Source organism: Curtobacterium sp. DN_7.5, assembly GCF_022655355.1.
GTDB classification, from domain to species: Bacteria; Actinomycetota; Actinomycetes; order Actinomycetales; family Microbacteriaceae; genus Curtobacterium; species Curtobacterium luteum.
The window spans coordinates 1717575-1743121 of record NZ_CP093378.1 but is presented as its reverse complement, the minus strand read 5'-3'; the positions used below and the strand labels follow the sequence as shown (position 1 = coordinate 1743121).

At 70.9% G+C, this 25547-nt stretch carries 30 protein-coding genes and 1 tRNA gene; 17 read left to right on the top strand and 14 right to left on the bottom strand.

The window, feature by feature from the left end:
* The first annotated feature begins 53 nt into the window (after positions 1 to 53).
* The 3 genes from MON03_RS08125 to MON03_RS08115 are packed head-to-tail and all read left to right on the top strand — an operon-like array spanning position 54 to position 1680.
* Positions 54 to 647, top strand: a complete 594-nt coding sequence (locus MON03_RS08125) for a molybdopterin-dependent oxidoreductase (RefSeq protein WP_175329286.1) — start codon at positions 54 to 56, stop codon at positions 645 to 647.
* Positions 644 to 1426, top strand: a complete 783-nt coding sequence (locus tag MON03_RS08120) for an FAD-binding oxidoreductase (RefSeq protein ID WP_188888865.1) — start codon at positions 644 to 646, stop codon at positions 1424 to 1426. The genes MON03_RS08125 and MON03_RS08120 overlap by 4 nt, the downstream gene beginning before the upstream one ends.
* On the top strand, positions 1423 to 1680 hold the full coding sequence (locus tag MON03_RS08115) for a DUF6510 family protein (RefSeq protein WP_022904057.1): 258 nt from the start codon (positions 1423 to 1425) through the stop codon (positions 1678 to 1680). Before MON03_RS08120 ends, MON03_RS08115 begins: the two co-directional genes overlap by 4 nt.
* Before the next feature lie 288 nt (positions 1681 to 1968).
* Here the strand turns inward: MON03_RS08115 and MON03_RS08110 are convergent.
* Positions 1969 to 2040 (bottom strand) — tRNA-Gly (locus MON03_RS08110).
* 292 nt (positions 2041 to 2332) lie between these two features.
* Here MON03_RS08110 and MON03_RS08105 point away from each other — a divergent pair.
* From MON03_RS08105 to MON03_RS08075, 7 genes are all read left to right on the top strand, one after another.
* Positions 2333 to 3094 carry a glycoside hydrolase family 16 protein gene (locus MON03_RS08105; RefSeq protein ID WP_175329288.1) on the top strand — a complete coding sequence of 254 codons (762 nt, stop codon included), beginning with the start codon at positions 2333 to 2335 and terminating at the stop codon, positions 3092 to 3094.
* A gap of 67 nt (positions 3095 to 3161) precedes the next feature.
* Complete coding sequence (locus tag MON03_RS08100) at positions 3162 to 3884, top strand: phosphatase PAP2 family protein (protein WP_175329289.1); 723 nt, start codon at positions 3162 to 3164, stop codon at positions 3882 to 3884.
* Positions 3881 to 4921 carry a sensor histidine kinase gene (locus MON03_RS08095; protein WP_175329290.1) on the top strand — a complete coding sequence of 347 codons (1041 nt, stop codon included), beginning with the start codon at positions 3881 to 3883 and terminating at the stop codon, positions 4919 to 4921. Before MON03_RS08100 ends, MON03_RS08095 begins: the two co-directional genes overlap by 4 nt.
* Positions 4918 to 5583, top strand: a complete 666-nt coding sequence (locus MON03_RS08090) for a response regulator transcription factor (protein ID WP_022904659.1) — start codon at positions 4918 to 4920, stop codon at positions 5581 to 5583. Before MON03_RS08095 ends, MON03_RS08090 begins: the two co-directional genes overlap by 4 nt.
* Positions 5584 to 5691: 108 nt before the next feature.
* Positions 5692 to 5973 carry a hypothetical protein gene (locus tag MON03_RS08085; protein ID WP_175329291.1) on the top strand — a complete coding sequence of 94 codons (282 nt, stop codon included), beginning with the start codon at positions 5692 to 5694 and terminating at the stop codon, positions 5971 to 5973.
* Positions 5970 to 6743 carry a phosphatase PAP2 family protein gene (locus tag MON03_RS08080; protein ID WP_042726732.1) on the top strand — a complete coding sequence of 258 codons (774 nt, stop codon included), beginning with the start codon at positions 5970 to 5972 and terminating at the stop codon, positions 6741 to 6743. The genes MON03_RS08085 and MON03_RS08080 overlap by 4 nt, the downstream gene beginning before the upstream one ends.
* A complete protein-coding gene (locus tag MON03_RS08075) occupies positions 6740 to 7363 on the top strand; it encodes a cation efflux transmembrane domain-containing protein (RefSeq protein ID WP_175329293.1) in 624 nt (207 codons plus the stop codon). The genes MON03_RS08080 and MON03_RS08075 overlap by 4 nt, the downstream gene beginning before the upstream one ends.
* Before the next feature lie 40 nt (positions 7364 to 7403).
* On the opposite strand, the gene MON03_RS08070 is transcribed toward MON03_RS08075, so the two are convergent.
* Together MON03_RS08070 and MON03_RS08065 are read right to left on the bottom strand one after the other, a co-directional pair.
* On the bottom strand, positions 7404 to 7772 hold the full coding sequence (locus tag MON03_RS08070) for a glycosyltransferase family protein (protein WP_242091363.1): 369 nt from the start codon (positions 7770 to 7772) through the stop codon (positions 7404 to 7406).
* Between the two features lie 70 nt (positions 7773 to 7842).
* Complete coding sequence (locus MON03_RS08065) at positions 7843 to 8016, bottom strand: hypothetical protein (RefSeq protein ID WP_022903223.1); 174 nt, start codon at positions 8014 to 8016, stop codon at positions 7843 to 7845.
* A 60-nt stretch (positions 8017 to 8076) separates the two neighbouring features.
* On the opposite strand from MON03_RS08065, the gene MON03_RS08060 reads away from it, so the two are divergent.
* Complete coding sequence (locus MON03_RS08060) at positions 8077 to 8646, top strand: DUF2127 domain-containing protein (protein WP_242091362.1); 570 nt, start codon at positions 8077 to 8079, stop codon at positions 8644 to 8646.
* Positions 8643 to 9824, top strand: a complete 1182-nt coding sequence (locus tag MON03_RS08055) for an MFS transporter (protein ID WP_242091361.1) — start codon at positions 8643 to 8645, stop codon at positions 9822 to 9824. Before MON03_RS08060 ends, MON03_RS08055 begins: the two co-directional genes overlap by 4 nt.
* Positions 9825 to 10166: 342 nt before the next feature.
* Here the strand turns inward: MON03_RS08055 and MON03_RS08050 are convergent, their stop codons facing one another.
* Together MON03_RS08050 and MON03_RS08045 are read right to left on the bottom strand one after the other, a co-directional pair.
* Complete coding sequence (locus MON03_RS08050; RefSeq protein ID WP_022903220.1) at positions 10167 to 10682, bottom strand: hypothetical protein; 516 nt, start codon at positions 10680 to 10682, stop codon at positions 10167 to 10169.
* Positions 10683 to 10767: 85 nt separating this feature from the next.
* The gene (locus MON03_RS08045; RefSeq protein ID WP_242091360.1) at positions 10768 to 11334 is read right to left on the bottom strand and encodes a hypothetical protein; all 567 of its coding nucleotides are present in this window, start codon (positions 11332 to 11334) and stop codon (positions 10768 to 10770) included.
* 398 nt (positions 11335 to 11732) lie between these two features.
* On the opposite strand from MON03_RS08045, the gene MON03_RS08040 reads away from it, so the two are divergent.
* A complete protein-coding gene (locus tag MON03_RS08040; protein WP_022902696.1) occupies positions 11733 to 12443 on the top strand; it encodes a hypothetical protein in 711 nt (236 codons plus the stop codon).
* Between the two features lie 17 nt (positions 12444 to 12460).
* On the opposite strand, the gene MON03_RS08035 is transcribed toward MON03_RS08040, so the two are convergent.
* The 6 genes from MON03_RS08035 to MON03_RS08015 form a co-directional block, all read right to left on the bottom strand.
* Positions 12461 to 12634, bottom strand: a complete 174-nt coding sequence (locus tag MON03_RS08035; protein ID WP_167510070.1) for a hypothetical protein — start codon at positions 12632 to 12634, stop codon at positions 12461 to 12463.
* Positions 12635 to 12715: 81 nt separating this feature from the next.
* Positions 12716 to 13567 (bottom strand): universal stress protein, encoded by an 852-nt coding sequence (locus MON03_RS08030; protein ID WP_114851142.1) that lies wholly within the window; start codon positions 13565 to 13567, stop codon positions 12716 to 12718.
* 55 nt (positions 13568 to 13622) lie between these two features.
* Positions 13623 to 15230 carry an ABC transporter permease gene (locus MON03_RS08025; protein ID WP_242091359.1) on the bottom strand — a complete coding sequence of 536 codons (1608 nt, stop codon included), beginning with the start codon at positions 15228 to 15230 and terminating at the stop codon, positions 13623 to 13625.
* Complete coding sequence (locus MON03_RS17435) at positions 15227 to 15601, bottom strand: ATP-binding cassette domain-containing protein (protein ID WP_350355093.1); 375 nt, start codon at positions 15599 to 15601, stop codon at positions 15227 to 15229. Before MON03_RS17435 ends, MON03_RS08025 begins: the two co-directional genes overlap by 4 nt.
* A 53-nt stretch (positions 15602 to 15654) precedes the next feature.
* Positions 15655 to 16071: an ATP-binding cassette domain-containing protein gene (locus MON03_RS17430; RefSeq protein ID WP_350355098.1), complete on the bottom strand. Its 417-nt coding sequence runs from the start codon at positions 16069 to 16071 to the stop codon at positions 15655 to 15657.
* Positions 16072 to 16187: 116 nt separating this feature from the next.
* The gene (locus MON03_RS08015; protein ID WP_175329301.1) at positions 16188 to 16979 is read right to left on the bottom strand and encodes a universal stress protein; all 792 of its coding nucleotides are present in this window, start codon (positions 16977 to 16979) and stop codon (positions 16188 to 16190) included.
* Between the two features lie 252 nt (positions 16980 to 17231).
* Between MON03_RS08015 and MON03_RS08010 the strand changes: the two genes are divergently transcribed.
* The 4 genes from MON03_RS08010 (at position 17232) to MON03_RS07995 (ending at position 21536) form a co-directional block, all read left to right on the top strand.
* Entirely contained in the window at positions 17232 to 18104 is an 873-nt protein-coding gene (locus MON03_RS08010) for a universal stress protein (RefSeq protein WP_167510069.1), read from the top strand.
* Between the two features lie 37 nt (positions 18105 to 18141).
* Positions 18142 to 18969, top strand: coding sequence for a universal stress protein (locus MON03_RS08005; RefSeq protein ID WP_242091358.1), 828 nt, complete (start codon positions 18142 to 18144; stop codon positions 18967 to 18969).
* 216 nt (positions 18970 to 19185) lie between these two features.
* Positions 19186 to 20898, top strand: a complete 1713-nt coding sequence (locus MON03_RS08000) for a sensor histidine kinase (RefSeq protein WP_242091357.1) — start codon at positions 19186 to 19188, stop codon at positions 20896 to 20898.
* The gene (locus MON03_RS07995) at positions 20895 to 21536 is read left to right on the top strand and encodes a response regulator (RefSeq protein WP_242091356.1); all 642 of its coding nucleotides are present in this window, start codon (positions 20895 to 20897) and stop codon (positions 21534 to 21536) included. Before MON03_RS08000 ends, MON03_RS07995 begins: the two co-directional genes overlap by 4 nt.
* A 61-nt stretch (positions 21537 to 21597) precedes the next feature.
* On the opposite strand, the gene MON03_RS17370 is transcribed toward MON03_RS07995, so the two are convergent.
* The 3 genes from MON03_RS17370 to MON03_RS07985 all read right to left on the bottom strand — a co-directional run bounded on the left by MON03_RS17370 (position 21598) and on the right by MON03_RS07985 (position 25449).
* A complete protein-coding gene (locus MON03_RS17370) occupies positions 21598 to 21726 on the bottom strand; it encodes a hypothetical protein (RefSeq protein WP_257222116.1) in 129 nt (42 codons plus the stop codon).
* 106 nt (positions 21727 to 21832) lie between these two features.
* Positions 21833 to 22888, bottom strand: coding sequence for a 2,3-butanediol dehydrogenase (locus MON03_RS07990; RefSeq protein WP_242091355.1), 1056 nt, complete (start codon positions 22886 to 22888; stop codon positions 21833 to 21835).
* Positions 22889 to 22920: 32 nt separating this feature from the next.
* Complete coding sequence (locus tag MON03_RS07985) at positions 22921 to 25449, bottom strand: phosphoketolase family protein (protein ID WP_502798698.1); 2529 nt, start codon at positions 25447 to 25449, stop codon at positions 22921 to 22923.
* Positions 25450 to 25547: the final 98 nt, after the last annotated feature.

The following is a 25547-nucleotide window of genomic DNA, read 5'->3' as shown; positions in this document are numbered from 1 at the left end:
GTGTTTACCAACCCGTTACATGCAGGGTCGGAGGAGCGCGGGAGGATCGCTGCATGGCGACCTTCACCCGCGGTTTCGGCGGACGACGGCACGAGCGCGACGACTCCCGCATCCCACCGGGGCAGACCCTGGTGCAGGACTGGCCCGTCCTCTCCGCCGGCGCCACGCCCGACATCGAGCCGAGCGACTGGTCGTTCTCGATCCGGACCGAGTCGGGGCTGCACTCGTGGACGTGGGACGAGGTGCACGCGCTCGGGGTCGAGGACGTCACCGTGGACATCCACTGCGTCACCCACTGGACCAAGCTCGACATGCCCTGGCGCGGGGTCCCGCTCGACCGCCTCTTCGCAGACGTCGAGACCTCGCTGGACTTCTGCATGGTCCACAGCTTCGGCGGCTACACGACGAACCTGCCCCTCGACGAGCTCCTGGACGGGCAGTCGTGGATCGCGTTCGAGGCGGACGGCGAGCCCCTCACACCCGAGCACGGCGGCCCGGCCCGCCTGCTCGTGCCGCACCTGTACTTCTGGAAGAGCGCGAAGTGGGTCCGCGGGATCGTCATGCAGTCCGACGACGAGCCGGGGTTCTGGGAGAACGCGGGCTACAACATGCACGGCGATCCCTGGAAGGAAGAGCGGTACTGGTGACGCTCCCCGACACCGGCCTGGAGGCACGGATCGCCGCGTCCTCGTCGCCGGCGGTGCGCAGGCGGCCGGCCTGGCACGCGGCCACGGTCGCGTCGGTCGCCCGGGAGACGCCGAACGCGCGCCGCATCGTCCTCGACGTCCCGACGTGGCCCGGCAACGACGCGGGCCAGCACCTCGACCTGCGGCTGACCGCCGAGGACGGCTACCAGGCATCGCGGTCGTACTCGATCGCATCGTCCGGCGACGCCACGCGGGTCGTCCTCGCTGTCGACCGCGTCGACGGCGGCGAGGTGTCCCCGTTCCTCGTCGACGCGGTCGAGGTCGGCGACGCCCTCGAGGTCCACGGCCCGCTCGGCGGGTGGTTCGTGTGGCGCCCGGGGACGGAGGACCGACCGGTGCAGCTGATCGCCGGCGGATCCGGCATCGTGCCGCTCGCGGCGATCGCCACCGCCCACGTCGACGCCGGGGACGCGGCTCCGTTCCGGCTGCTGTACGCCGTCCGCACCCCGGAGGACGTCTTCTTCCGCGACGAGCTCGCCCGTGCGGCCGCGGCCGGCGTCGCGACGACGGTCGTGCACAGCCGACGGGCGCCCGCAGGGGAACCGGTCGGCCGTCTGACGCGCGAGTCGCTCGCGGCGGCGGTGTTCCCACCCGGTTCGGGGGCGCTGGTCTACGTCTGCGGGTCGACGCCGTTCGTCGAACAGGTCCTGCGGTGGCTCGGCGAACTCGGCCACGACACCACCGACGTGCGCGCCGAGCGGTTCGGGGGCAACGGATGACGGTCGTCGACGGGAACGCCCTGGCCGGCACGCTCGCCGAGCGGCTCGGACCGGATGCGACCACCGCACTCCTGCGGTGCGCGGGGTGCGGGGGCGGCGGGGTCCTCGCCCGGGCTCGCGTCCACGTGTGCGCGATGGGAGCCGTCGCGCGCTGCCGGGACTGCGACGCCGTCCTGGTCACCGTGGTCGACGCCCCCGGCCGGCGCTGGGTCGGCTTCCCGGGAGCGCGGGCCTCCTCCACACCGTCCCACTGAGCGCAAGGTCGTCCCGCGTGTCGTGCGGGAATTGTGCGGGAAACCGCAACGGTGGCCCGGTGACCCATCCGGAGTGCGCACGGCTCCGGATGCTCTCCCGGGCCGACGGACCACCCATCCGTCCCGGCCCAGGGGCACGGTGGCCCCGACGCCGACGAGCGCGGGCACCCGAATCCTGCGTTCGTCGCGTGTCGCACGGTCGCGACGAACGTCCCGACCCACCGCCGGCCGCGGTGCCTGCCGCGGTACGACGAAGGCCCCGGTCGGTCGACCGGGGCCTTCTGTCCGAGCGGATGACGAGATTCGAACTCGCGACCCTCACCTTGGCAAGGTGATGCGCTACCACTGCGCCACATCCGCGTACCGGTCAAGCGTAACCCCTCCGGGGCACGGCAGCACACCGTCCGGCTCCCTCGGGCGCGTCGACCCCCTCCAAGTGGGGTAGCCGCGTACCACCTTCTGGGGACGTCCTGGGCGCGCCACGCCGCGGACGTCTCCATAGGCTCGTGGCACACGCACGGGAACCCTCCTGGGGAGGTCGGCGACCGGGCGTGCAGGGCCACCGAGGGACCGGTGGCACCTCTGGTCGGAGCCGTTCCACCGACGGCGCAGGACCGACCGTCCTCATCGCACATCAGGGAGTGGGAGAACCATGCGTCAGCAGACCTCGATCCGCGCCGTGCTCGCGGTCGCCGTGCTCGCGGCCGGTCTCGTGATCACGCCCATCGGGAGCGCATCGGTCGCGCAGGCCGCCGCCACCGCCGCGCCACGGGGCAACGTCGGGAAGTTCAAGCAGCAGTTCGTCGAGGAGTTCAGGACCACCGCCAACTGGGGCGGCAAGTTCGCGAGGACGTACGCCGACAGCTGGCAACCGTACCCCGACGGCATGAGCAACATGTACTGGTCGGGCAAGCAGATCCGTTCCCTGAACGGGCACATGGACGTCTACCTCGACGGCAAGCACGGAGCCGCCGGCACGTTCGGCACCCCCACCGGCGCCTGGGGCCACAAGGGCGGCAAGTTCAGCGTGCGGGCGAAGGCGACCGGCGGCGTCGGGAACGGTGCCGCGTTCATGCTCTGGCCGACGTCGAACGTGTGGAGCGACGGTGAGATCGACTACCCGGAGAGCAACTTCGAGGACTCTCCCATGTCGCACCAGCACTCCATGCAGCCCGGCAACGAGGTGATGGCGACCAGCCAGACCACGCGCGCCTCGTGGCGCGACTGGCACGTCTACTCGATCGAGTGGATCCCCGGGAAGAGCGTCCGGTACCTCCTCGACGGCAAGGTGATCAGCACGGTCACCTGGGACGTGCCGACCTCCGCGCACCGGTACATGTTCCAGGTGGGCAACTGGGGCGCCAAGGGCCACCTCTACATCGACTGGGTCTCGACGTACACGTACAGCGGCTGACACCGCCTGCGACGAGGACCGGGACGTTCTTCGTCGATTCTTGGGACGGGATGGGTGCACTGGACCCGTGCCCACCCCGCCCACCACCGCTCCCCCGACCGCACCCCTCGACCAGCGGGCCCTCGGCCGCCGCGTCGTGCGCGCCGCTGTCATCGTCGCCGCGCTCGTGCTGATCGGCTTCCTGCTCCGCGCACACCCCGTCGACGAGCCCCTGGCCCGCTCCCTCAACGCCGCGCACACCGGGACGGCGGCCGCGGTCGGGTCCGCCGTCTACGCGGCGTTCGAACCGGTGCCGGCCGTGCTCCTGACGGTCGCACTGACCGCCCTCGTCTGGATCCGGACCCGACGCGTCGCGACCGCCGCGGGGTTCGCGGGGACCGTGGCGTTGACCTGGATCACGTCGGACCTGCTCAAACTCGTGGTCGCTCGGCCGCGTCCGGACGGCTCCGTGCTGCCCCACCCGTTCGTGCCCGTGCAACCGGACCCGTCCTTCCCCAGCGGTCACGCGGTGTTCGTGACCGCGCTCCTGCTCGCAGTGCTCGCCCTGGTGCCCCCGGGGCGCCGTCGCCGGGCGGTCGCGGTGGTGGGCGGTCTCGGGGTGCTGTTCGTCGTGCTCGCCCTCGCGGTGGACGGCGTGCACTGGCCGACCGACCTCGCCGCGTCCGTGGTGTGGGCACTCGCGGTCGCGCCGGCGGCCAGGGCGGTCTGGGTCGGGAACGTCGTGGATCCGCTCGCCCGTCGGCTGGAGCAGACTGGTCGGCACCGCGTCCGGAAGGAGGACCACCCGTGAGGACACTGCTCGACGGGGTCCCCGACGCCCTCCGGCGCATCGGTGACCGCGACCCCGACCGTCGCGTCTACCGACGGTCCGCGCTCGCGATCGGTTTCCGGGTCGCGGTCGTGTCCGCCGCGCTCGTCGTCTCCGTGGTCGTGCTCGTGGTCCTCTACGTGGCCTGGCAGCTGACGCCGGGGCAGCAGTCCGAGCGGCACGGACCCGAGGACGTGCACGTCTACCTCGACACCGTCGACCTCCTCGTCGCGGTCCTCGTCGTCGGCGCGGCGGCCGTGCTCCTCGCCGGGGTCGCCACCTGGCTGATCGCGGGCCGCGCGGTGCGGCCGCTCGCCGAGGCCCACCGGCTGCAGCGGACCTTCGTCGCCGACGCCGGGCACGAGCTCCGCACGCCGCTCACCGTCCTGAGCGCCCGTGTCCAACAGCTGCAGGCCATGCTCCCGCCGACGAGCCCCGAGCGCGCCGTCGCCGACGAACTGCGCACGGACACCCGGTCCCTCACGGAGGTCGTCGAGGACCTCCTCGCCACCGCCGCCGGACGCACGGACGAACGCGCGGAGGCGCCGCTCGACGACGCGCTCACGGCCGTCGCGAGCGACACGGCGGTCCTCGCCCGGGACCGCCGCGTCCAGCTGGTCGTCTCGCCGGGGGACGTCGTCGTGCGGGTGACGCCCACCCAGCTCCGACGTGCCCTCGTCGCGCTCGTGGACAACGCCGTCGGTCACAGTCCGACCGGCGGCGCAGTGTGGATCGAGAACGAGCGCGTCGGCAGCGCGGTCGTCATCCGGGTCCGCGACGAGGGCGCCGGGATCACCGGCATCGCGCCGCGCCGGGTGTTCGACCGCTTCGCGCACGGCAGCGTCCCTCCGGACGGCCCGACCCGGACCAGCAACGGCATCGGGCTGGCGCTCGTCCGCGACATCGCCGTCCGCGCGGGCGGCGACGTCCGGGTCGAACGCACCGGACGACTCGGCACGGTGTTCGCCCTGACGCTGCCGATCGTGGAGCCGCTCCCCCGCCGCGGAGCCGCCCGGTGACCGCACGACCGCGGCTCCTGCTCGTCGAGGACGACCCGCGCCTCGGTCCGATCGTGCGCGACGTCCTCGCCGACGCGTGGGACGTCGAACTCGTGACCACACGCGTCACCGCGCTCGAGGCCGCACTCCACCGGCTCTTCGACGTGCTCGTCGTCGACCGACGCCTCCCCGACGGCGACGGCCTGGACGTCGTCCGCGAACTGCGACGGTTCCGCGTCGCCACCCCCGTGCTCGTGCTCACCGCGCTCGGCGAGGTGCACGACCGGGTGTCCGGCCTCGACGCCGGCGCGAACGACTACCTGGTGAAACCGTTCGACTTCGACGAACTCCAGGCACGACTGCGGGCACTCACCCGGGACTACGACGCACCCGGTCCGTCGATCGAGATCGGCGGGTGGTCGTTCCGCCCCGACGACCACACCGTGCACTCCCCCTACAGCGGTCGCGTCGCGCTGACCGACCGCGAGTCCGAGCTGCTCGCCGTCCTCGCAGCGGCACCGGACCGGGTGTTCTCCCGCGAGCAGCTGCTGTCCGCGGTCTTCGAGCGCGGCGAGCAGCTCGGCACCGTCGACACCTACGTCCACTACATCCGGAAGAAGACCGAACGCGACCTCATCGCGACCGTCCGCGGACGCGGGTACCGGCTCGGCACGCCCGCCTGATCCCGGCCGCCAGCGGGTCCTTGGTGCTTTCTGGGAAGGGCGCCCCCAGGATCCGTTCCCGGGGCGTCGGTCCCGCACGCCCACCCGCACCCACCGGAGGAACGTCACGTGACCGTCCCGCTCGCCGTCCACCTGTTCGACGCCGCCTCGATCCTGCACGGCTTCGGACCGTGGGTCCTCGGCGGGATCGCCCTGCTCGTCGTCGTCGAGTCCGGGGTCCTGTTCCCCTTCCTCCCCGACGTCCGCGTCGGCCGACGGTTCGTGCCCGTCGTGCGCACGTTCGTCCCGCTCGCGGCGGGAACGGCCCGGATGCGGTTCGCTGGTTCCATGACACGGAACATCGTCGGCGCGCTCGTCCGCACTCGTCGCACCACGGGAGCCGGACGATGAGCGCCGACCAGCCCGGGTGGTGGCACCGGAAGTTCGCCCCGCAGGTCCGGTCGGTCGGCCGGGTCGAACGCGCGGTGCTGCTGCGCAGCTCGGTCGTCCTGGCGATCGTCGGCACCCTCGTGTTCGGGACCATGCTCGTCGGCGTCCTGACGCACACGGGCGTCCAGCGCCTGGACGGGCCGGTCGACGCCTGGTTCGACACCCAGCGCGACCCCGACCGTACGAACGTCGCGGTCGTGCTCGCCACCGTCTTCGGACCGGTGGGCATGCCCATCGTCGTGGCCGTCGTGACGGTGACGTGGGCCGTGTTCGCCCGGCACGCCTACCGTCCGCTGCTCCTCGCGTGCGGCATGGTGCTCGGTGTCGCCACGGCGCAGCTCCTCGCGCCGCTGGTCCGGCACCCCCGACCGCCGATCGCCGAGATGCTGCTCGGCCCCGACCACACGTTCTCGTTCCCGTCCGGCCACGTCCTCGGCGCGAGCGACTTCTTCCTCATCGGCGCCTTCCTCGTCGCGTCCCGCAGCCACCGCCGCTGGGTGACGGTCGCCGTGTTCGCGCTGGCGGCACTCATGATCACCGCCCAGGTGGTGAGCCGGCTCTACCTCGGCTACCACTGGCTCACCGACACCCTGTCGTCCGTCGGCCTCTCGATGATGATCACCGCGGTCGCCATCGCGGTCGACACCCGCCTCACCGCGAAGGTCCCCGAGCTCTCGGCGGACCGGAGCGAGACCGGCCCGGCGGCCGCGACGGGCGACCTCGTCCGGTGACCCCACCCGCCGCAGCACGACCGACGGGCCGTGCGGGCCGCCTGCTCCGCAGTGGACGGCTGCTCGAGTGGGCCACCCTCGCCTGGAACGTCGTCGGGGTCGTCGTGCTCGCCACGCTGGTCGCGAAGTCCGGTTCCGTGGCGCTCGCCGGGTTCGGCGCGGACACCCTCATCGAGATCGGCGCGTCGGCGGTCGTCCTCTGGGAGCTCGCCGACACGGGCGAACGACGGCGACGGACCGCGCTCCGGCTCATCGGGGCCGCGTTCGCGCTGCTGACCGCCTACCTGGCCGTGCACTCCTCCGTCGCGTTGATCTCCGGGCACCACGCCACGCCGTCGCCCGGCGGTGTCGTCTGGACGGCCCTCACCGCGGTCGTCATGTTCGGCCTCGCCGCCGGGAAGCGGTCCGTCGGCACCGCCCTGCGGAACTCGGTCCTGCAGACCGAGGCACGGGTCACGGTGGTCGACGGGCTCCTCGCCGTCGCCGTGCTCGTCGGTCTCGTGCTCGACGCGGCCGCGGGCTGGTGGTGGGCGGACCCCCTGGCCGGGTACGTCCTCGCCGGGTACGCGGCACGCGAGGCCCTGCACCTGCTGCGGCCCGCAGTGCGGCCGTCGCCCTGAGCCCGCCCGAGCGGGTCTCCTCAGCACGACGACCCCGGTCTCAGCGACGGTAGAGCACCATCCAGGTGACCCTGGGCAGGAGCGGGAACAGGAGCCCGGCGACGAGACCGACCCGCTGCCCCGCCAGCGGCGTGCCGAGGAGCACGACCAGTGCGGCCGTGGTCCCCACGGCGATGGCGGACGGGAGGCGGAGCGTGAAGGGCGAGTACCCGACGACCGCGAACCAGACGTGCATGACGGCGAAGTAGAGCGCGTGCACGACGTCGACGTGAGGCACCTCCCGGCCGAGCGCGGCCCAGGATCGTGTCGCGGAGGTGACCGTCGCCGCCTCGTCGTACCAGACGCTCGGCACCCAACTGCCGACGACCGAGACGGTGGACCCCAGCAGGCCGACGACCAGCGGGACCACGCTCCGCGGCACCTGTCGCCGGGGGCCACCGTCCGGCCTCGCCGGGACCGACCGTGCGAGCACCCTCGGCTCAGTCGGCATCGAGCAGTCCCTCCCGGTCCGCCTCCGCGGCGACCGCGACCAGCGCGGCCGCGGTGCTGACCATCCCGAGCACAGCAACGCCCGCGACTGCGAGCACGATCCAGAGCGTCATCTCCACCACCTCGCTGACGAGCCTCTGACCCGTCTTCCCAGAGATCGGCAAGACCGGGACCGCACCGTCCGTCTTGGTCGTTCCTGGGTCCCGCAGGCGGAGACTCGGTGCATGGAGCGCAGACGATGGACACGGGAGCGGTGGTTCGACGTGATCTTCCTGGTCGGCTTCGCGTTCAAGGGGATCGACGGCCTCGTCGAGCTCGCGGCGGGCATCCCCCTGCTCGTCCTGCGGCCCGGCCAGGTCGAGGCCGCGGCACGGACCATCACCGCCGGGGAACTCCAGGAGGACCCCGACGACCTCGTGGCCCACCTCGTCCGGCACGGCGCCGCGACCCTCAGCGCCGACGCGACCCTGTTCGCCGCCGCCTACCTGATCGTCCACGGACTGGTGAAGCTCGGCATCGTCGCCGCGATCTTCCGGGGTTCCCGGCGCCTGTACCCGTGGGCGATCGCCGCGCTCAGCGCGTTCGTCGTCTGGCAGGGGTACGAACTCGTGCGCCACCCCGGCATCGGCCTGGCGCTGCTGACGCTGTTCGACGTCGGCATCGTCGCCCTGACCGTTCGCGAGCAACGGCACCACCGCGGGCTCCGTGACGCCCTGCGCAGCCTGTGGGGACGGGACGACGTGCCTCGTGGACAGAAACCGTCGGTCGGGACCTCGGCCACACTCGGCCCGTGACGACGACGCAGCGCCTGCCGGCACGGCACGTCGCACCGCTCTCCCTCGCCGGGTTCACGACCGCGTTCGGCGCTCACGGTGTCGGGAGCGTCCTGGGCGCCGAGACCGACGACATCGGCCTGAGCCTCCTCGGCCTCGGGATCGTGCTCGCGCTCTACGACGTCGCCGAGGTCGTCCTCAAGCCGGTGTTCGGCGCGCTGAGCGACCGTGTCGGAGCGAAGCCGGTCATCGTCGCGGGGTTGCTCGGGTTCGCCCTAGCGTCGCTCCTGGCGCTCGTGGTCCCGTCGATCACGGTGCTCGCCGTCGCGCGCGTCGGCCAGGGAGCAGCGGCCGCCGCGTTCAGCCCGGCGTCCTCCGCCGCGGTCGCCCGGCTCGCGGGCACGCAGCGACTCGGCCGGTACTTCGGTCGGTACGGCGCCTGGAAGAGTCTCGGGTACGTCCTCGGGCCGCTGCTCGGCATCCTCCTCGTGGAGACGCTCGACATCCGCGCCCTGTACCTCGCCCTCGCGGTGCTCGCCGTGGTCGCCGCGGCCTGGGTCGTCGTGTCGGTGCCGGCCCTGGCGCCGCAGCCCCGGCCCCGCTACACGCTCGTCGACCTCGTGCGGCAGACCACCGACCGCAGCTTCCTCGTGCCCACGGTCGTGCTGGCGTCGACGACGGCCGTCCTCGGGGTCGCCGTCGGCTTCCTCCCGCTCCTCGCCACACGGCTCGACCTCCCCGCCCCCGTCGGCGCGGCGGCGATCGCCGTCCTCGCACTCGTCTCGACGGTGGTGCAGCCCCGCACCGGACGGCTCCGCGACGCCGGACGCATCACCACCCGCACCGGGAGCGCCGCAGCACTCGCCGGTGCGACCGCCGTGCTGGTGGTGGTCGCGGTCGCGCCGAACGCCGTCACGCTCTTCCTCACGGCGGTCGTGTTCGGCGCCGTGGTCGGTGTCGTGACCCCGCTGGCGTTCGCGCACCTCGCCGCCGCCACACCGGAGGAACGGATGGGCCGGACGATGGGGAACGCCGAGCTCGGCCGCGAGGTCGGCGACGCCGGCGGTCCGCTCCTCGTCGGGGCCGTCGCTGCCGCGTGGACGCTCCCCGCGGCCCTCGGCGTGCTCGCGGCGACGACCGCGGGCGCCGCGGTCGTCGGCTGGGTCGGGCTCCGCGAGCGGGAACGTCGGCGCGGCTGAGCGGGCACGGCGTGCGGACCGACGCTCGAACAGCGAACCCCGGGAGCGACAGGTCTTCGTGGACACCAGGACCCCGTGAACGACGAAACCCCCGGCCGGATCCGAAGATCCAGCCGGGGGTTCGTTCGTGGTGGGCGATACTGGGATCGAACCAGTGACCTCTTCCGTGTCAGGGAAATGTGCCGTCGAACGGCCTGCCCGTCGTGGCTGGCATCTGGCCCGAGATTCGCGCCGGTGCGGGCTTCCGAATGGAACCGACATCAACGGAGATGAACGGCGATGCGTACAGATTCGTGCCAAGAAACGTGCCACGAACTGGCGACGAGACGATGTCGTCCGGCATCACACCGGTGGGCGGCGACGGCCCGCTCGGACGTCCTGCCAGAAGTCGAGAGCCTGCTCTGACGTCCAGTAGTCGTCGAGCAGGGGAACGTCGCAGGGCATCATCCACCCGAGGACAGAGGCAGCTTGCCACGGCGAGAGGATCTCGGCCTGGCGCACGACGGCGGTCCAGGTCGGAGAGAGCGTCAGTCGGAGGACATCCCGAGGCTCGTCGCGCAGTGCGATGCGCTCGTACAACGACACGTCCTTGGTGTCGTCCCGGAGTTCCACGATGACGCCGTACCCGGCACCGAGGGAGAGCACCTGCGCACGCCCGCGGACCGCGGCGTCTTCGGCGTCGGTGTCGCGGCACTCGATGACGAGCAGTTCCCCGCCCGGACCGAGCGAGTGCGCACGGAGCGCCTCGCGCAGGAGGGACCACGGCAACTCGCGCCATTCAGTGCCCGACGCGCCGTCCAACGTGACGAGGACACCACCCCAGTGCTCGATCGTCGTTTCGGGGTGTACCTCGGTCAACGTGTCTTCTCCGTTCCGGATCCCCGTCCTTGACGGGCGTCGTCCTCGGAGCACCTATGCGCGGAGCAAGGCAACCCACGTCGATTCACCACAACTCGATGACGCCTGCGTCAGCGAGCAGCCGCAAGCACGCATCGGGCGCTCCGCACACCCGCTCGGTGAGACCGCTCGGGAGCGGTCGCTCGCCGAGCTGCGTTCCCGTCAGGTACAGCGGCGGGACTCCGAGCCACCGCAACGGAAGCGGCCCGTCGAAGTGGGTGTCCTTCGGTGCTGCGTAGAGCCGGTGCTGCGAAGCGGACATCCTGTGGGCAGCGACGCACCGCCGGACCCGCTCGTAGTGCGCTCGCTCCGCGGCCTGAGCGGCCTCGGCAGTCCGGGAGGCGAAGTCTGCCCGAGTGGTCGCGCCCGGGAACATCCACTGCAATGCGGTCGTCGCATCGTCCACGACCGCGCAGTCTCTGCCGCAGCTGATGATCATCGTGGTCACCGGGACTCCAACCGCGGTCGTGAGGTCCATGGGTTCGGTTTCCAGCTCGGCTCCCGGGCAGCGCGAGAGTCCTGAGGTGAACCGAGAGAAGTGGGTCGTGCTGGCCATGCTCAACACGATGCGGCGAAACCCGAGTTGATTCAGCCCCTGGCTTGCGAAGATCACGGCTGACGCTCAACGGGTTGAGCGGTCTGGCAAGTCAGCCAGTTCCGCAGCCTGCTGCGGAAGTAGGGCCTTCTTTCTTCTTCTTCTTAACTTCTTGAACACAGATATAGATCTGAAGAAGAAGAAGAGGGATACATCTCCCCTCCCACCTCCCCCATACATATAGATCCCTATCCATAGCTCTTACCCTCCGGCCGGAAGGGACGAGACTAGTGCCCTGGAACCCCGCCGATCGGCATGCCCCTGCGGATAGCTCCGACTTCCGGACGTGAAGTCGGCGGGGAAGCCGGCCCCGCTGACCGACTGACGACGACCGGCACCCACAGCTCGTCCTGGTTTCGCCGCATACACGTGGATGAGGTCGTCAACAGGTCGGCCCTTAGCACCAGGAGCCCCAGATGACCACCAGCACGAAGAACGTCCCGGTGACCGAGACCATGACCCTCCGCGAGCTCGCCGGCGCCGTCGGTGTCGCGATGGGGAGCGCCTACGCCTGGTCCTCGAAGGGCAAACTGCCCGCCGGCACCTACCGGGACGAAACCGGGAAACTGCGCATCCCCCTCACCAGCGCCGAGCCGTTCATCGAGGAACGCCGATCCGACAAGCGCCGGTTCTACGGGTACGGCATCGAACCTTTCCCGGACGACGTCGAGACCGTGGACCTCGCGTGGATCGCCGCGCAGCTGAACGTGACCCAGCGACGCGTGTGGGTGCTCAGCTCCGAGGGTGCCCTCCCCGACTCTGCCCGCCGCATCGGCAACTCGATCCAGATCCCCATCGACGATGCCCGCCAGTTCGTGGAAGAGCGTCGCACCACCCGCCGCCGACCGTTCCCCCGCCACCGCCACCCCGACCGTTCCTCCGTCGGCCTGGGCTGGATCGCGGATGAGATCGGTGTGCCGCGCCGGTCGCTGTACTACATCATCAACGTCGTGCCGCTGCCGGACTCCGCCTACTACGTGGGCAACGAGTTCCGAGTGCCTCGGCAGGACGCCTTGAGCTGGGTCCGCGCGTTCTGCGACGGACTGGGCGAGGACACCCCGACCGCGCGCCGTACCCGCCGCGTGTGGGAGCGGGCGCTCGGGACCCGCGCATCCTCAGCGCAGTGACGACGCCGCGCTGCCTGTCAGGCGATCTCGTCGACGTAGGCAGGCTGACTGTAGGACCGCCCTTGCCACCGCACCTGCACCGGCCACCACCCGCCCTGCGTGACCACGCCCTGCTCGCCGCTACGGACGAACGACCGGCTCACACCGCCGTGATCCTGAAGAGCTACCACGAGCGTACCTGCCTGCAACATGTCGTCTCCATCCTTGAACCGTTGATCGGTACAGGGGAGGTATGCGCGGAGACTGGCCGTTCGTGGGCGGTGTCGCCGGTGTCACAGGTCCGCGGAGGGCCTATCGAGCTGCTGGGGCACCACGCACACGGGGACGCGGCCGTCGTGCACGAGGTGTTCTCCTACGGACCCGAAGAGACTGCCGGCGACGGCCGACCGGTGGCGTCGTCCGATGACGATGAGTGCCGCGGCTTCTCCGCTGCGCTGCAGGACTGCTGCCGGGCGCCCCTGACGGAGTTCCGCGCGCACGCGCAGGTCAGGGAGTTCTCGGCTCACCCTGCGGATGGCAGCGTCCAGTTCGAGTTGTCCCTCGTGCTCCCAGCGTGGCGCGTCCCGCGCGAGGTACACCCGACCGATCGGCGACACGCTCGTCGGTGGTTCCCAGGCTCGGACGAGGACGAGGTCGCCGCCGCGTTGCCCAACTCTCTCCGAGGCGAACTCGAGTGCGCTCGTGGCCGTCTGGGCTTCGACACCGACCACGACGGAAGGAGCGGGAGTGGGCTGCCACCGTTCGGGTACGACCACCACCGGGCCTTTCACCCCGGCCATGACTCGTTCCGCGACACGACCGGTGACGGACGCCCAGACCCGGTCGCTGCGGCGTCCGCCGATCACCAGGATGTCCGATTCGCCGGTCTCCCCAACGAGTCGACCCAGTGTCGGGCCGTTCATGACTTCCTGCTCGATCCTGAGATCGGGATGCCGCTCGGTGAGCAGATGCCGTGCGATCGTCAGCCGACCCGTTGAACGCTCCGCTGCCTCACCGAACCGCTCGTGGATGGTCACCAGCCGTACTACGTCACCATCCGCGACGTTGTGCGCGATCCACTGGAGCGTGTTCCAGCCCGCCGCGGTCTCGTCGATCGCGACGCTCCAACGCACCTGCTTCAGCATCGTCGGTTCCTTTCTCGTTCCTCGGTCGTCCGCTTCCTTGCGCTCGGCGTGCTCGTCAATGGTCTGACCCCGTGTCCCTGAACCGCATAGCGAGCGCCGAGATCCCGACGACGAGCGCGCCGGCCGTGATCGCGACGGCAGCGGCCACGCTCGGCCCCGTGTGAAAGGGATCCACGACGTGCTCGAACGGGCTCAGTCGGCGCAGCGATTCCGGCAAGCCGGCGATGCTGCCGTACTCGCCGACGAAGGCCGCGGCAGCGTAGAGCGACCAGGCGAGCGCCACGCTCGTGCGCGGCACGATCGCGACGACGAACGCGGACACGGCGAGCATGACGAGCACCGCCGGCAGTTGGCCGAGCGGCGCTGTCGCCCAAGGCGCCGACGTGCCGCCGACCTCCCCCGCGGCGACGGCCGCGACCAGTCCGGACAGCAAAAGCACCACAGCAGCGACCGCGCCGGGGAGTGCAGCGAACGCGAAGAACCACGCCGTGCGGCTGGCACCGCTGACGATCAGGAGATCTGCTCGCGCGCTAGCCTCCTCCCGCCGCAGTCGGAGCGCTCCCTGCACGCACATGGCCGAGACCAGGACTCCGATGGTCTCTGCACCCAGTCGGACGAACGACTCCGACACGTCCTGCGCTCCGCCGCCCATGGCCGTGATCGTCCTCGTGACCGCCGGAGATACGGAAGTGAGCTGGTCGGTGACCACACCCGACAGTGAACCGACGAGCGCACTGAAGGCGAGGATCGCGATCGTCCACGTGACCAGGACCGCCCGGTCGAGGCGGACAGCCAGGCCGAACGCTCCCCGCAGCCACAGGCGGGCATCCGCTCGTCCCGGTCGGTGGCCGATGGTCGCCGACCCGACATCTCGACGGCCCGCCGTGACGACGGCACCCACGCCGGCCGCGACGAAGAGCGTGGGTCCGAGGACGAGGGGCCAGAGCGACTGCTCGCCGAACGGCCGGGTCGCCTGCGCCCAACCGATCGGACTCGCCCAGCTGACCCACGACGGTCGCAGGACCAGCGTGCGCATGTCTGCGGTGCCGGTTGCATCCCCGATGCCCCGGATGAAGTTCCACGCCACCAAGACGATGGCTCCCGTGGCGTTGGTGGCGCGTCCAGACGGGAAGAACTGTGCGAGGAGCAGGACGACTCCGGCCGTACCCACCCCGGTGCCCGCGCACGCTGCACCGAACAGCATCGATCCGCCCGGAGGCTCCGCTGTGAGGGCGGTGCCCGATGCAACCGCGACACCGGCGATGGCGTTCCAGGCCACCCTGAACAACAGCACACTCACGACTGGTCCGGTCCGGGCCGTCGCGGTGGAGCTCAGAGTGTCCCCGAGACCACTCTCCTCGGCCGCGCGACTGTGCCGGGTGACGAGGAAGACGTTCATCATCCCGACCAGGAAAGCGACGAACGACAGGCTGAGGGCGGTCAAGAACGCCCCAGCAGAGGCGCCGTCAGGTGTCCCTCTGAACACCAGGACGACGGGCGTGGCGAGGAGTACGCGGAGCGTGGCCGCACGAGCGGCTCCGGTGGGGAACGTCGCGGCGACCTGGACGGTGACCAGCGACGTCGTGACCGCGAGCCCCAGGACCCAGCCGACGAGCTGCCACAGGTCTGCCCGGAGGCGTGACCGGACCAGCAGCAGGATCATGACGCGCTCCATGCGGTTGCCGCCGAGACCGACTCGGTCTCGTACTGGTGCAGGAACAACTCCTCCAGGGACGGCGGAGCGATGACGAGACCGGTGACGTCGAGTGCCGCGAGCCGGGGGAGAGCGGCCACGACGTCCGACTCCGCGACGCTGCAGGAGAACCGGGCGCCCGTCACGGAGAGATCGCGCGCTTCGGGCAGGGCGGCGCGCACCTCGCGGATCGATCCTGCGGCGTCGAAGGAGACAGTGGTCCGCGTGCGCCGTCGCAGCTCCGCCATCGAGTCCGTCTCGACCACCCGACCGGCGCGGACGATCGAAACGGTCGTGCAGAGCGCCTGTGCTTCGCTCAGGACGTGGGATGACAGGAGCACGGTCGCTCCAACGTCGTGCGACGCTCGGACGTGTCGCGCGAACACCTCCTGCATCAGGGGGTCGAGTCCCGTCGTCGGCTCGTCGAACAGGTAGAGCTCCGCCGGGAGGAGCAGTGCGGCGACGAGGAGAACCTTCTGGCGCGGTTGCCTCGCGAGTACGCACGGACGCGTTTCGTGGGGTCGAGTGCGAAATCCTCGAGCAGCGCGGCCCGCTTCGCTCGGACGGGACGGGATCGCACCGCGCCGCCGCGCAACGAAGTCAGGAGGTCGATCGTTTCGCCCCCGGTCAGCCCGGGCCACAGAGCCGCGTCCCCGGAAACGGCCGCCATCCGGCGGTGGAGCGACACCGCGTCGCTCCACGGATCGCCACCGAGCACTCGGACGTCCCCGCGCGTCGCCTTACTGAGACCGAGGAGGATCCGCATGGTGCTGGTCTTGCCCGCGCCGTTCGGCCCGAGGAACCCGTGCACCTCCCCCGCGGCGACGTCCAGGTCGAGGCCATCGACTGCTCGGACACGCCCGTAGCGTTTCTCGAGCCCGCGGATCCGGACGGCGGCAGAGCCCGTCAGCCCGGTCGACGACCGATTCACCGGACGACCGCGACAGGCGTGCGGGACGCGCGGACGACCTGCTCGGTCACTGTTCCGGCCCTCGCGCGCCGGTGTCCCGCTCCGATGACGAGCAATGACGCGGCCTCGGCGGATTCCACGATGCGCCGCGCCGGCGGACCCGCAACGAGTCGCCGGACGACGTCCACGTCCGGCGCCTCGGCGAGAGCGTCCTCCACCTGTTCCTCCAGCATGCGCAACCGACGGGTCCGCTCGACGCCGCCCGGGTCCTCGGCACCATTGCCGTGTCGGGGTGACCATGCGCTGACGGCCACGATCGACTGTCTCGTGCGCCGCGCCTCCTGAACCGCGAAGCGCAGCGAAGGACGCGACGAAGCGCCCGGATCCACCGCGACGACGATCCCGTCCCGACGTGCCCCGGGCGCGAGCGGAACGACCACGACCGTGCAGGGGGCCGCGCCTACGAGGCGGTCCGCGAGCGAGGGCCGCGAGCCACGCGCTGCCGGCACCCCGTCCCGGCCCACGACGAGGACGGAGTCTGCGTCCACCGAAGCGAGCAGCACCGCGGTCGGGTGCCCACGGTGCACCTCGACGTCCACCCGAACGGCGTGGTCGGTGTCGATGACGGCGTTGACGGCCGCCCGCACGGAGAAGTCGGCGGTCGACAGGGACGGCGCGGCAGAGTCCGCTGGGACAGCGTGGACGACGATGAGGCGGTTCGGCCCGCCTTCAACGCGATCCAGTGCCCACGCGAGTGCGCCGCGAGCCGCGGTCGACCCATCCCACCCGACGACGAATCGTCTGGTCATCGCTGACCCCTTCCCGGAGGCGGTCGGTACCCCCTCCGCTACGAGGCTGCGGGTCCATCCGCCGCGGGAACAGTGTCGAAGGTCCCGGTGCGCCCGGACCGACCCGGCAACCGTCTCGGAATGGAGAAGCCTGCCAACACCGGTAGGACGTTCGACCCTCCACGGCTCGCTGTGGTCGACCTACCGTCGTGGCAGGCGACCACCGCGGTCGCCAGCCGGGCACAGACCGGAAGAACCTGCCGAGGAGCAACCATGACCAGCTACACCGTCGCGGTCGACGACACCGACGCCGGCTCGCGGACCATCGAATGGATCGACGAGAACCTCCGCCCAGGAGACCGCGTTCGGCTGCTCACGGTCAGCGAGCTCTACTCCGAGACGGTGCTGCGGACCGAGCAGCGGCTCGAACAGGCAGAGACGCGGTTGCGTCGGCGTCACCCTGGGCTGATGGTCGAGCAGTCCGTGCCGGAGGGGCCGACGGTGGAGCGACTGCTGCTGGACTCCGAGGACAGCGACGTCCTCGTGCTCGGTGCCCGTCAGGCGCACGTCGTGCTCGCGACGCTCGGCGGCCGGATCGCTGAACGCGTCGTGGCACGTACCACCGTGCCCGTCATCGCCGTCCCCGAGCACTGGCACCACGGTGCGGGCCCGGTCGTGGTCGGCGTCGACGGTCGGACCGCCTCGGCCGCGCTCGCGTTCGCCGCGGACCAGGCTGCTGTCCGTGGCAGCGAACTCGTCCTCGTCCGGGCCTGGGACATCCCGCTGACGATCTCCCCGTACGCGAACATCTACCTCGCGGACGACCGGGAGCTGTGGGAGCACGAGAGCACGCTCGAGCTCCAGGCCGCGAGCCGTGCCGTGGCGGACCGCCACCCAGACCTCGTCGTCCGCGCGGCTCGTCGACACGGCCAGACCGCGGCCGCACTCCTGGAGGAAGCCGGGGCCGATGCCTCGCTCATCGTCACCGGGCGACGACACCGGACCGCCATCGGGGCGTTCCTCGGAGGTTCGGTCGGTGAAGCGCTGATGCACCGCGCCCACTCGCCGGTCTGCATCGTCCCCCAGCCGGCCGCCGCAGTGCCGGCGACGGCCTCAGCCGTACCCTCGCCGGCGGAGGTGCATTGACATGCGAGACGCTGCGGCTCCCGTTCCGCAACACGTCGTGGTCGGCATCGACGAGCACGTCGCGAGTCTGCGCACGATCGACTGGGTGATCGAACGGGACCTTCCGTCCGGTAGTCGCGTAGACGTCGTCACCGTGAGGAACGGATGGTCGACTGATCCCCGCGTTGATCGAGCGCTGGTGGAAGCAGCAGCTGCGCGGCTCCGTGGCCGGAGTCACGTGGACGTCGAGACCCTGGTGCGGTTCGGCCTACCCGACCGCACGTTGCTCGAAGCCGCCGCCGACGCTGACGCTGACCTGCTCGTGATCGGCAACCGTCGTCAACACCGAGTCCGTACCGCGCTCGACGGCTGGATGCCCGAGCGCGTGCCGACAGTCGCCGACCTCCCGGTCGTGGTCGTCCCGGAGGACTGGGAACCCGTCGACGGCGATGTCCTCCTCGGGGTCGACACGGCGACCGGGGACGCGGCGTTGCGTTTCGCCGCGGAAGAGGCGCTGCGGAGCCGACGCCGTCTCAGCGCGCTCCGCGCGTGGAAGCTTCCGGTCACGACGGCGACGGGCGCGCTGAGCGTGCTCGAGGACCCGCAGCTGTACGAGGACCACAACCGCGCCATCCTCGCCGACAGTGAGCGGCTCCTGCACCTGCGCTACCCCGGGTTGCGACACCGCCCACTGCTCGAGGAAGGCGACCCCGCGGCACGGCTCCTCGCCCACGCCCCGTTCGCCTCACTCGTCGTCGTCGGCCGTCGACACCGGACAACCCTCGGCGGTGTGTTCACCGGTTCCACCGCCCACGGCCTGATCACACAGGGGCGCACACCGGTGGCAGTGGTGCCGCAGCGGCGACGCGAACTCCTGGACCGATGAGTCTGCCTGGCGTCCTGGGTGCGACGAGGTCGTGGGACCTTGGTCCTACCGCTGACTCCAGCGCTCCTCTACATTGCTCACCGCGGGGCGCCTGATCCGGACCCGAAGCGGATCGAGCGCCCCGGTCCGGTCGAGCGCCTGCACCGCGGTCAGGGACCGTGGACTCCGTTCAATCAGCCGTCCTAGGATCGGACCTTCCACACCCGAAGGGACCTCATGGTCGAACCGCTCGCATTCCCGGATGCTCCGCGTTCCGCACTCGAGCGCACCATCGATGAACTGGTCGACCGTGCGCAGGCGGTGCTCCGCACGCAGGGCAGATTGCGGAACCTCCTCGCCGCGAACCGGCGGATCGTCGAGCACCTGGCCCTCGAGGACACGTTGCACGCGGTCGTGGCCGCGGCCCTGGAACTCGTCGACGCGGAGTACGGCGCGCTCGGCGTGATCGCACCGGACGGCGAGGAACTCGAACGGTTAATCCACGTCGGGATGGACGAGGAGCACGTCCGGCGCATCGGACACCTCCCCCGAGGCAAGGGTGTGCTCGGGGCCGTCGTGCAGGACGCGCGCCCCGTCCGGTTGGAGCACCTCGGTGAGGACCCGCGCTTCGCTGGGTTCCCGGCGGGTCACCCGCCGATGGAGGGGTTCCTCGGGGTGCCGCTGCGGGTGCGCGACAAGGTCTACGGCAACCTCTACCTGACGAACCCGCGTCGCGGGCACTTCACGCAGGAGGATCAGGAGCTCGTCGAGGCGCTCGGCGCGACCGCAGGCGTGGCTATCGACAACGCGCGTCTGTTCGAAGAGAGCCGGCTGCGCGAACGGTGGGCGACCGCGACGGCCGACGTCAGTTCGGCGCTCGTCGCGGACGAGTCCATCGAGGACGTCCTCACGATCATCGCCGACCGGGTCCTCGCGTTCGTCGACGCGCATCTGGTCACCGTCGTCCTGCCCGACGCCGACGCCGAGTACCTGCAGGTGGCGATCGCGGTCGGTCCTGTCGCGGACCCGGTCCGCGACCGCCGTTACCCCGCCGCCGAATCGCTCGCCGGGCGTGCCATCGACACGGGTGCCGTCGTCGCGGACACGACCGGAACCGCGGTCGCCGGGGTCGAGTGGACGCCCCCGCTCGGGCCGACGATCGCGATCCCGCTCCGGGTGGCCGGCGACGCACTCGGCGCGCTCGTCGTCGCCCGCGGGCCGGGCGGCCCGGTGTTCGCCGACGCCGAACTGGGCATGGCGGGCGAGTTCGGCCGGCAGACCAGCGTCGCACTCGCAGTGGCGCGGGGCCGTCGAGACCGACGGCGCCTGGAACTCGCCGAGGACCGCAGCAGGATCGCCAGGGACCTGCACGACCACGTCATCCAACGGCTGTTCGGATCCGGACTGGCACTGCAGGCGACCGCCCTGCGCGTCCCGGAGGACCTCCGCGACCACCTCGAGGAGCAGGTCAGCGCCATCGACGCGGCGATCGCTGAGGTCCGCACAGCGGTCTTCACGCTCGGCAGCTCCGACCGCCCAGCCGCACGGAGCACCCGGGAACGGCTGCTGGACGTCGTCACAGAGCTCCGCCCAGCACTCTCCCGCCCGCCTCGCATCACCTTCAGCGGTCCGGTCGACATCGACGTTACGGGGGCGCTCGCCCACGACGTCGTCGCCGCGGTTCGGGAGTCCGTCGCCAACGTCGCGCGACACGCCCCGGGCGCGGAATGCCGGGTCGAGGTCGCCGTCACCGACGACGCCGTGCAGGTGGTCGTCGAGGACGACGGCCCTGGTCCCGGGTCGAGCGAGCGTCGGAGCGGTACCGCCAACCTGGCCGCCCGCGCGACGATGCGCGGCGGACGCTACGAGCTCGGCCCCGGGGCCGACGGCGGCACCACCGTCGTCTGGGCCGCACCCCTCGGACGAACCGAACGGAAGGAACCACGATGATCAAGGTGTTCCTCGTCGACGACCACGAGATCGTGCGACGCGGCGTCGCCGACCTCATCGACGCGCAACCCGACCTGCAGGTCGTCGGCGAAGCCGCCACCGTGCGGGACACACCGGGACGGGTGGCCGCGACCCGACCCGACGTCGTCGTGCTCGACGTCCGCCTCCCGGACGGCAGCGGCGTCGACGCGTGCCGCTCGGTGCGGTCCGCGCACCCGGAGATCGCGTGCCTGATGCTGACCGCGTACGACGACGAGTCGGCGATGCAAGCAGCGCTGCTCGCCGGCGCGTCCGGGTACGTCGTGAAGGACATCCGCGGGCAGACCCTGGTCGAGGACATCCGGCAGGTCGCGGCAGGTCGCAGTCTCCTCCCGGCCGTCCCGGTGGCGCAGGCGGTCGAACGCATCATCAGGCGGCCGGAGGACGACCTGCCGGACCTCACGCTCCGGGAACGGCAGGTGCTCGAACTCATCGCCGTCGGGTTGACGAACCGCCAGATCGGCGAACGGCTCGATCTCGCTGAGAAGACCGTGAAGAACTACGTGTCCGGGCTGCTCGCCAAACTGGGACTCGAGCGCCGGACACAGGCCGCGCTGTACGGCGCCGACCACGGGATACGCAAACCCGACGCACGGTGACACGACAGAGCCCGAGGACAGGATCTCTCGTCCTCGGGCTCTGTCCCTGCGTCCGTTCGGCTCAGATGAGCCACGGCGCCTTGCGAACAGCGGGGAGTCGCTTCCACCAGACACCGAGCCCCCACGTGTCCCCGGCCGAGAGCACGGCGACCACGATCAGCGCGAGCGCGTAGACGATGTGGTAGTCCACGAGCGGGTTCGTCGTTGGTCCCGGCTGGCTGCTTCGCGGGAGGGCGGACGAAGAGGGGCCCGCCGGTCATCGACCGGCGGGCCCCTCCTCTGGTCCTTGGTGGGAGTCAGGGGCGCACGAGGATCTTGACGTGGTCCTCGTTGTGGTGGATCAGCTGGTCGAAGCCCTGCTCGATGAGGTCGTCAAGCGCGATCCGACCGGTTATGAACGGTGCGAGGTCGAGTTTGCCGGACCGTACGAGTTCGATCGTCGCAGCGTGGTCGTTCGCGTACGCGATGGTGCCGCGGAGGTCGATCTCCTTGACGACGAGCTTCTCGAGGTCGACGACGGGCCGGTGGCCCCAGATCGAGACGTTCACGATCGCTGCGCCTGGACGCACTGCGTCGAGGAGGGTGTCGAGCACGACGTCGACCCCGGCGCACTCGAATCCGACGTCGGCCCCGCGACCGCCAGTCAGGGCACGGACTTCAGACGGTACGTCGACCTCGGTCGGGTCGAGCACGTGGTCGGCGACCCCGGTCCGGAGCGCCATGGCCTTGCGAGCGGAGCTGACCTCGCTGAGCACGACCGTCAGGCCCGCCGCCTTGCAGATGGCTGCGGTGAGCAGACCGATCGGGCCGCCACCGCCGACGAGCGCGACGTCCCCGGCCCCGGCCCCGCTGCGCACGAAGGCGTGATGTCCGACGGACAGCGGTTCGATGAGGGCCGCTTCGTCGAGCGGAAGGTCTCCCACCGGGTGCACCCATCGGCGCTCGACCGCGATGCGCTCTGACAGGCCTCCACCGCGGCCGGCGAGCCCGATGAAGTTCATGTCCGGCGAGAGCTGGTACTCGGTGCCCGGGTCGGACGGGACGTCATCGCGGATGATGTACGGCTCGACCACCACGTGGTCCCCGACGGCGAGGTCGGTGACGCCCTCGCCGAGGGCCACGACCGTGCCGGACATCTCGTGGCCGAGCGTGACGGGAGCGGCCTCCCCCGAGATCGGGTGCGGATGTCCGGCCGGCGGGACGAAGATCGGTCCGTCGAGGTACTCGTGCAGGTCGGTACCGCAGATGCCGCACCAGGCGACATCGATGAGCACGGTGCCCGGGGTGGCTTCCGGTGCCGGGACGTCCTCGATGCGGATGTCACCGCGGTCGTGGTATCGGGCTGCCTTCATGGTCGTTGTCTCCTCGTTGTGCTGGTGGATGGTCATTCGTTGTCCCCACCCGTAGCGGCGGACGCGGCGGCGGCCGCGCCGACGCCGACGTTGGCGGATCGCACCGACGTGGCGTCGTGCGTCGCGGTGTCACCGTCGGTCCACGTCCAGTCGGCGACGTCCGGCGCGTCTTCGCCGTGGGCCCGCGTGTAGGCCCTCGCAGCGACCCGGGCGTCCTGCATCCGTTGGCGGAGTCCGGCGTAGCGGGACCCGAGACCGGGGACGCGATCGAGCACGTCGATCACGAGGTGGAACCGGTCCATGTCGTTGAGCATCACCATGTCGAACGGCGTCGTGGTCGTGCCCTCCTCCTTGTAGCCGCGCACGTGCAGGTTCGCGTGGCCGTGACGGCGGTAGGTCAACCGGTGGATGAGCCAGGGGTACCCGTGGTAAGCGAAGACGACGGGCTTGTCGGTGGTGAAGACCGCGTCGTACTCCGCATCGGACAGCCCGTGCGGGTGCTCCCCCTCGGACACCAGGCGCATCAGGTCGACGACGTTCACGACGCGGACGCGCAGGTCCGGTACCTCGTCCTGCAGGATCGACACGGCCGCCAAGGTCTCGAGCGTCGGCACGTCCCCGGCGCAGGCGAGCACCACGTCGGGTTCCTCGCCGGGAAGCTCGTTGCCCGCCCACTCGAAGATCCCGAGCCCGCGGGTCATGTGGGCGATGGCTTCGTCCATCGACAACCAGTTGAACGTGGGCTGTTTTCCGGCGACGACGACGTTGACGTAGTCGACGGAGCGCAGGCAGTGGTCGTAGGTCGAGAGCAGCGTGTTCGCGTCGAAGGGCAGGTAGACGCGGACCACGTCGGGCTTCTTGTTGACGACGTGGTCGATGAACCCGGGGTCCTGGTGCGAGAGCCCGTTGTGGTCCTGCCGCCAGACGTGCGACGAGAGCAGGTAGTTGAGGGAGGCGATCGGGCGACGCCACGGGATCGTCTTGCTGACCTTCAGCCACTTGGCGTGTTGGTTGAGCATCGAGTCGACGATGTGGATGAACGCTTCGTAGCTGGTGAAGAGGCCGTGCCGCCCCGTCAGCAGGTACCCCTCGAGCCAGCCCTGGCACTGGTGCTCGCTGAGCATCTCCATGACGCGCCCGGCTCGGGCGAGGTGCTCGTCCGACGGGAGGTACTCGGCGTCCCACTGCTTGTCGGTGACCTCGAGCACGGCACTCAGGCGGTTCGACGCTGTCTCGTCCGGGCCGAAGATCCGGAAGCTGTCCGGGTTCAGGCGCACGACCTCGGCCAGCCACTCGCCGAGCACCCGCGTGGACTCGTTGACCGAGCCGCCGTGCGTGGGCACCTCGACCGCGTGGTCGCGGAAGTCGGGGAGCACGAGGTCCCGCTTGAGCAGGCCGCCGTTCGCGACCGGGTTCGCGCTCATCCTGCGGTCCCCCTCGGGTGCGAGTGCGGTCGCGAGCGCCACGGGCGCGCCCGCATCATCGAACAGCTCCTCGGGACGGTAGGAACGGAGCCAGCCCTCGAGCACGTGGAGGTGCTCCTCGGTGTCGCGGGCGTTCGCGAGCGGCACCTGGTGGGCGCGCCAGTTGCCCTCGGCTGGCTTGCCGTCGATCTCCGGCGGGCACGTCCAGCCCTTCGGCGTCCGGAGGATGATCATCGGCCAGGCCGGTCGACCGTCGAGCGTGCCCGCGCCGGCCTGTTCCTTGATGTCGGCGATGTGGTCGAGGACCCGGTCGAGCGTCGCGGCCATGCGGGCGTGCACGGCGCGGGGGTCCTCGCCGTCGAAGCCGCCGGAGACGACGTACGGCGTGTGGCCGTAGCCGCGCATCAGGGCGAGGAGCTCGTCCTCCGGGATGCGGGCGAGGACCGTGGGGTTGGCGATCTTGTACCCGTTGAGGTGCAGGATCGGCAGGACGACCCCGTCGTGCAGGGGGTCCATGAACTTGTTGGAGTGCCAGCTCGTGGCGAGCGGCCCGGTCTCGGCCTCGCCGTCGCCGACGACCGCGGCGACGAGCAGCCCGGGATTGTCGAAGGCGGCGCCGTACGCGTGGGACAGTGCGTAGCCGAGTTCTCCGCCCTCGTGGATCGAGCCCGGGGTCTCCGGTGCTGCGTGGGAGGGGATGCCGCCGGGGAAGGAGAACTGCCGGAAGAGCTTCCGGACGCCGTCCTCGGTCTGCGAGATCCCCGGGTAGACCTCGCTGTAGGTTCCGTCCAGGTACGCGTTGGCGACCATGCCGGGGCCGCCGTGTCCCGGACCCGTGACGTACAGCGTGTTGAGGTCACGCTCCTGGATGACCCGGTTGAGGTGGGCGTACACGAAGTTGAGACCTGGAGTGGTGCCCCAGTGTCCGAGGAGGCGCGGCTTGACGTCGTCACGAGTGAGCGGGCGGCGGAGCAGCGGGTTGTCGAGCAGGTAGATCTGGCCCACGGACAGGTAGTTCGCCGTCCGCCACCACGTGTGCAGCTGATCGAGCACCCGGTCGTCCACCGATCTGCCGGAACCGCGCCGGAATGCTGCTGCCTCCGATCCGGTGGGCGTTCTGGTGATCGTCGTGGTCATGTCGCTCATGCGTCTTCCTCGCTCCCCGTCCGTGGCCGAACGGTCGCGGACCACTCGATCCTCGGCGCCGCTGGGTGCCGCGCGCAGGGTCGAAGGTC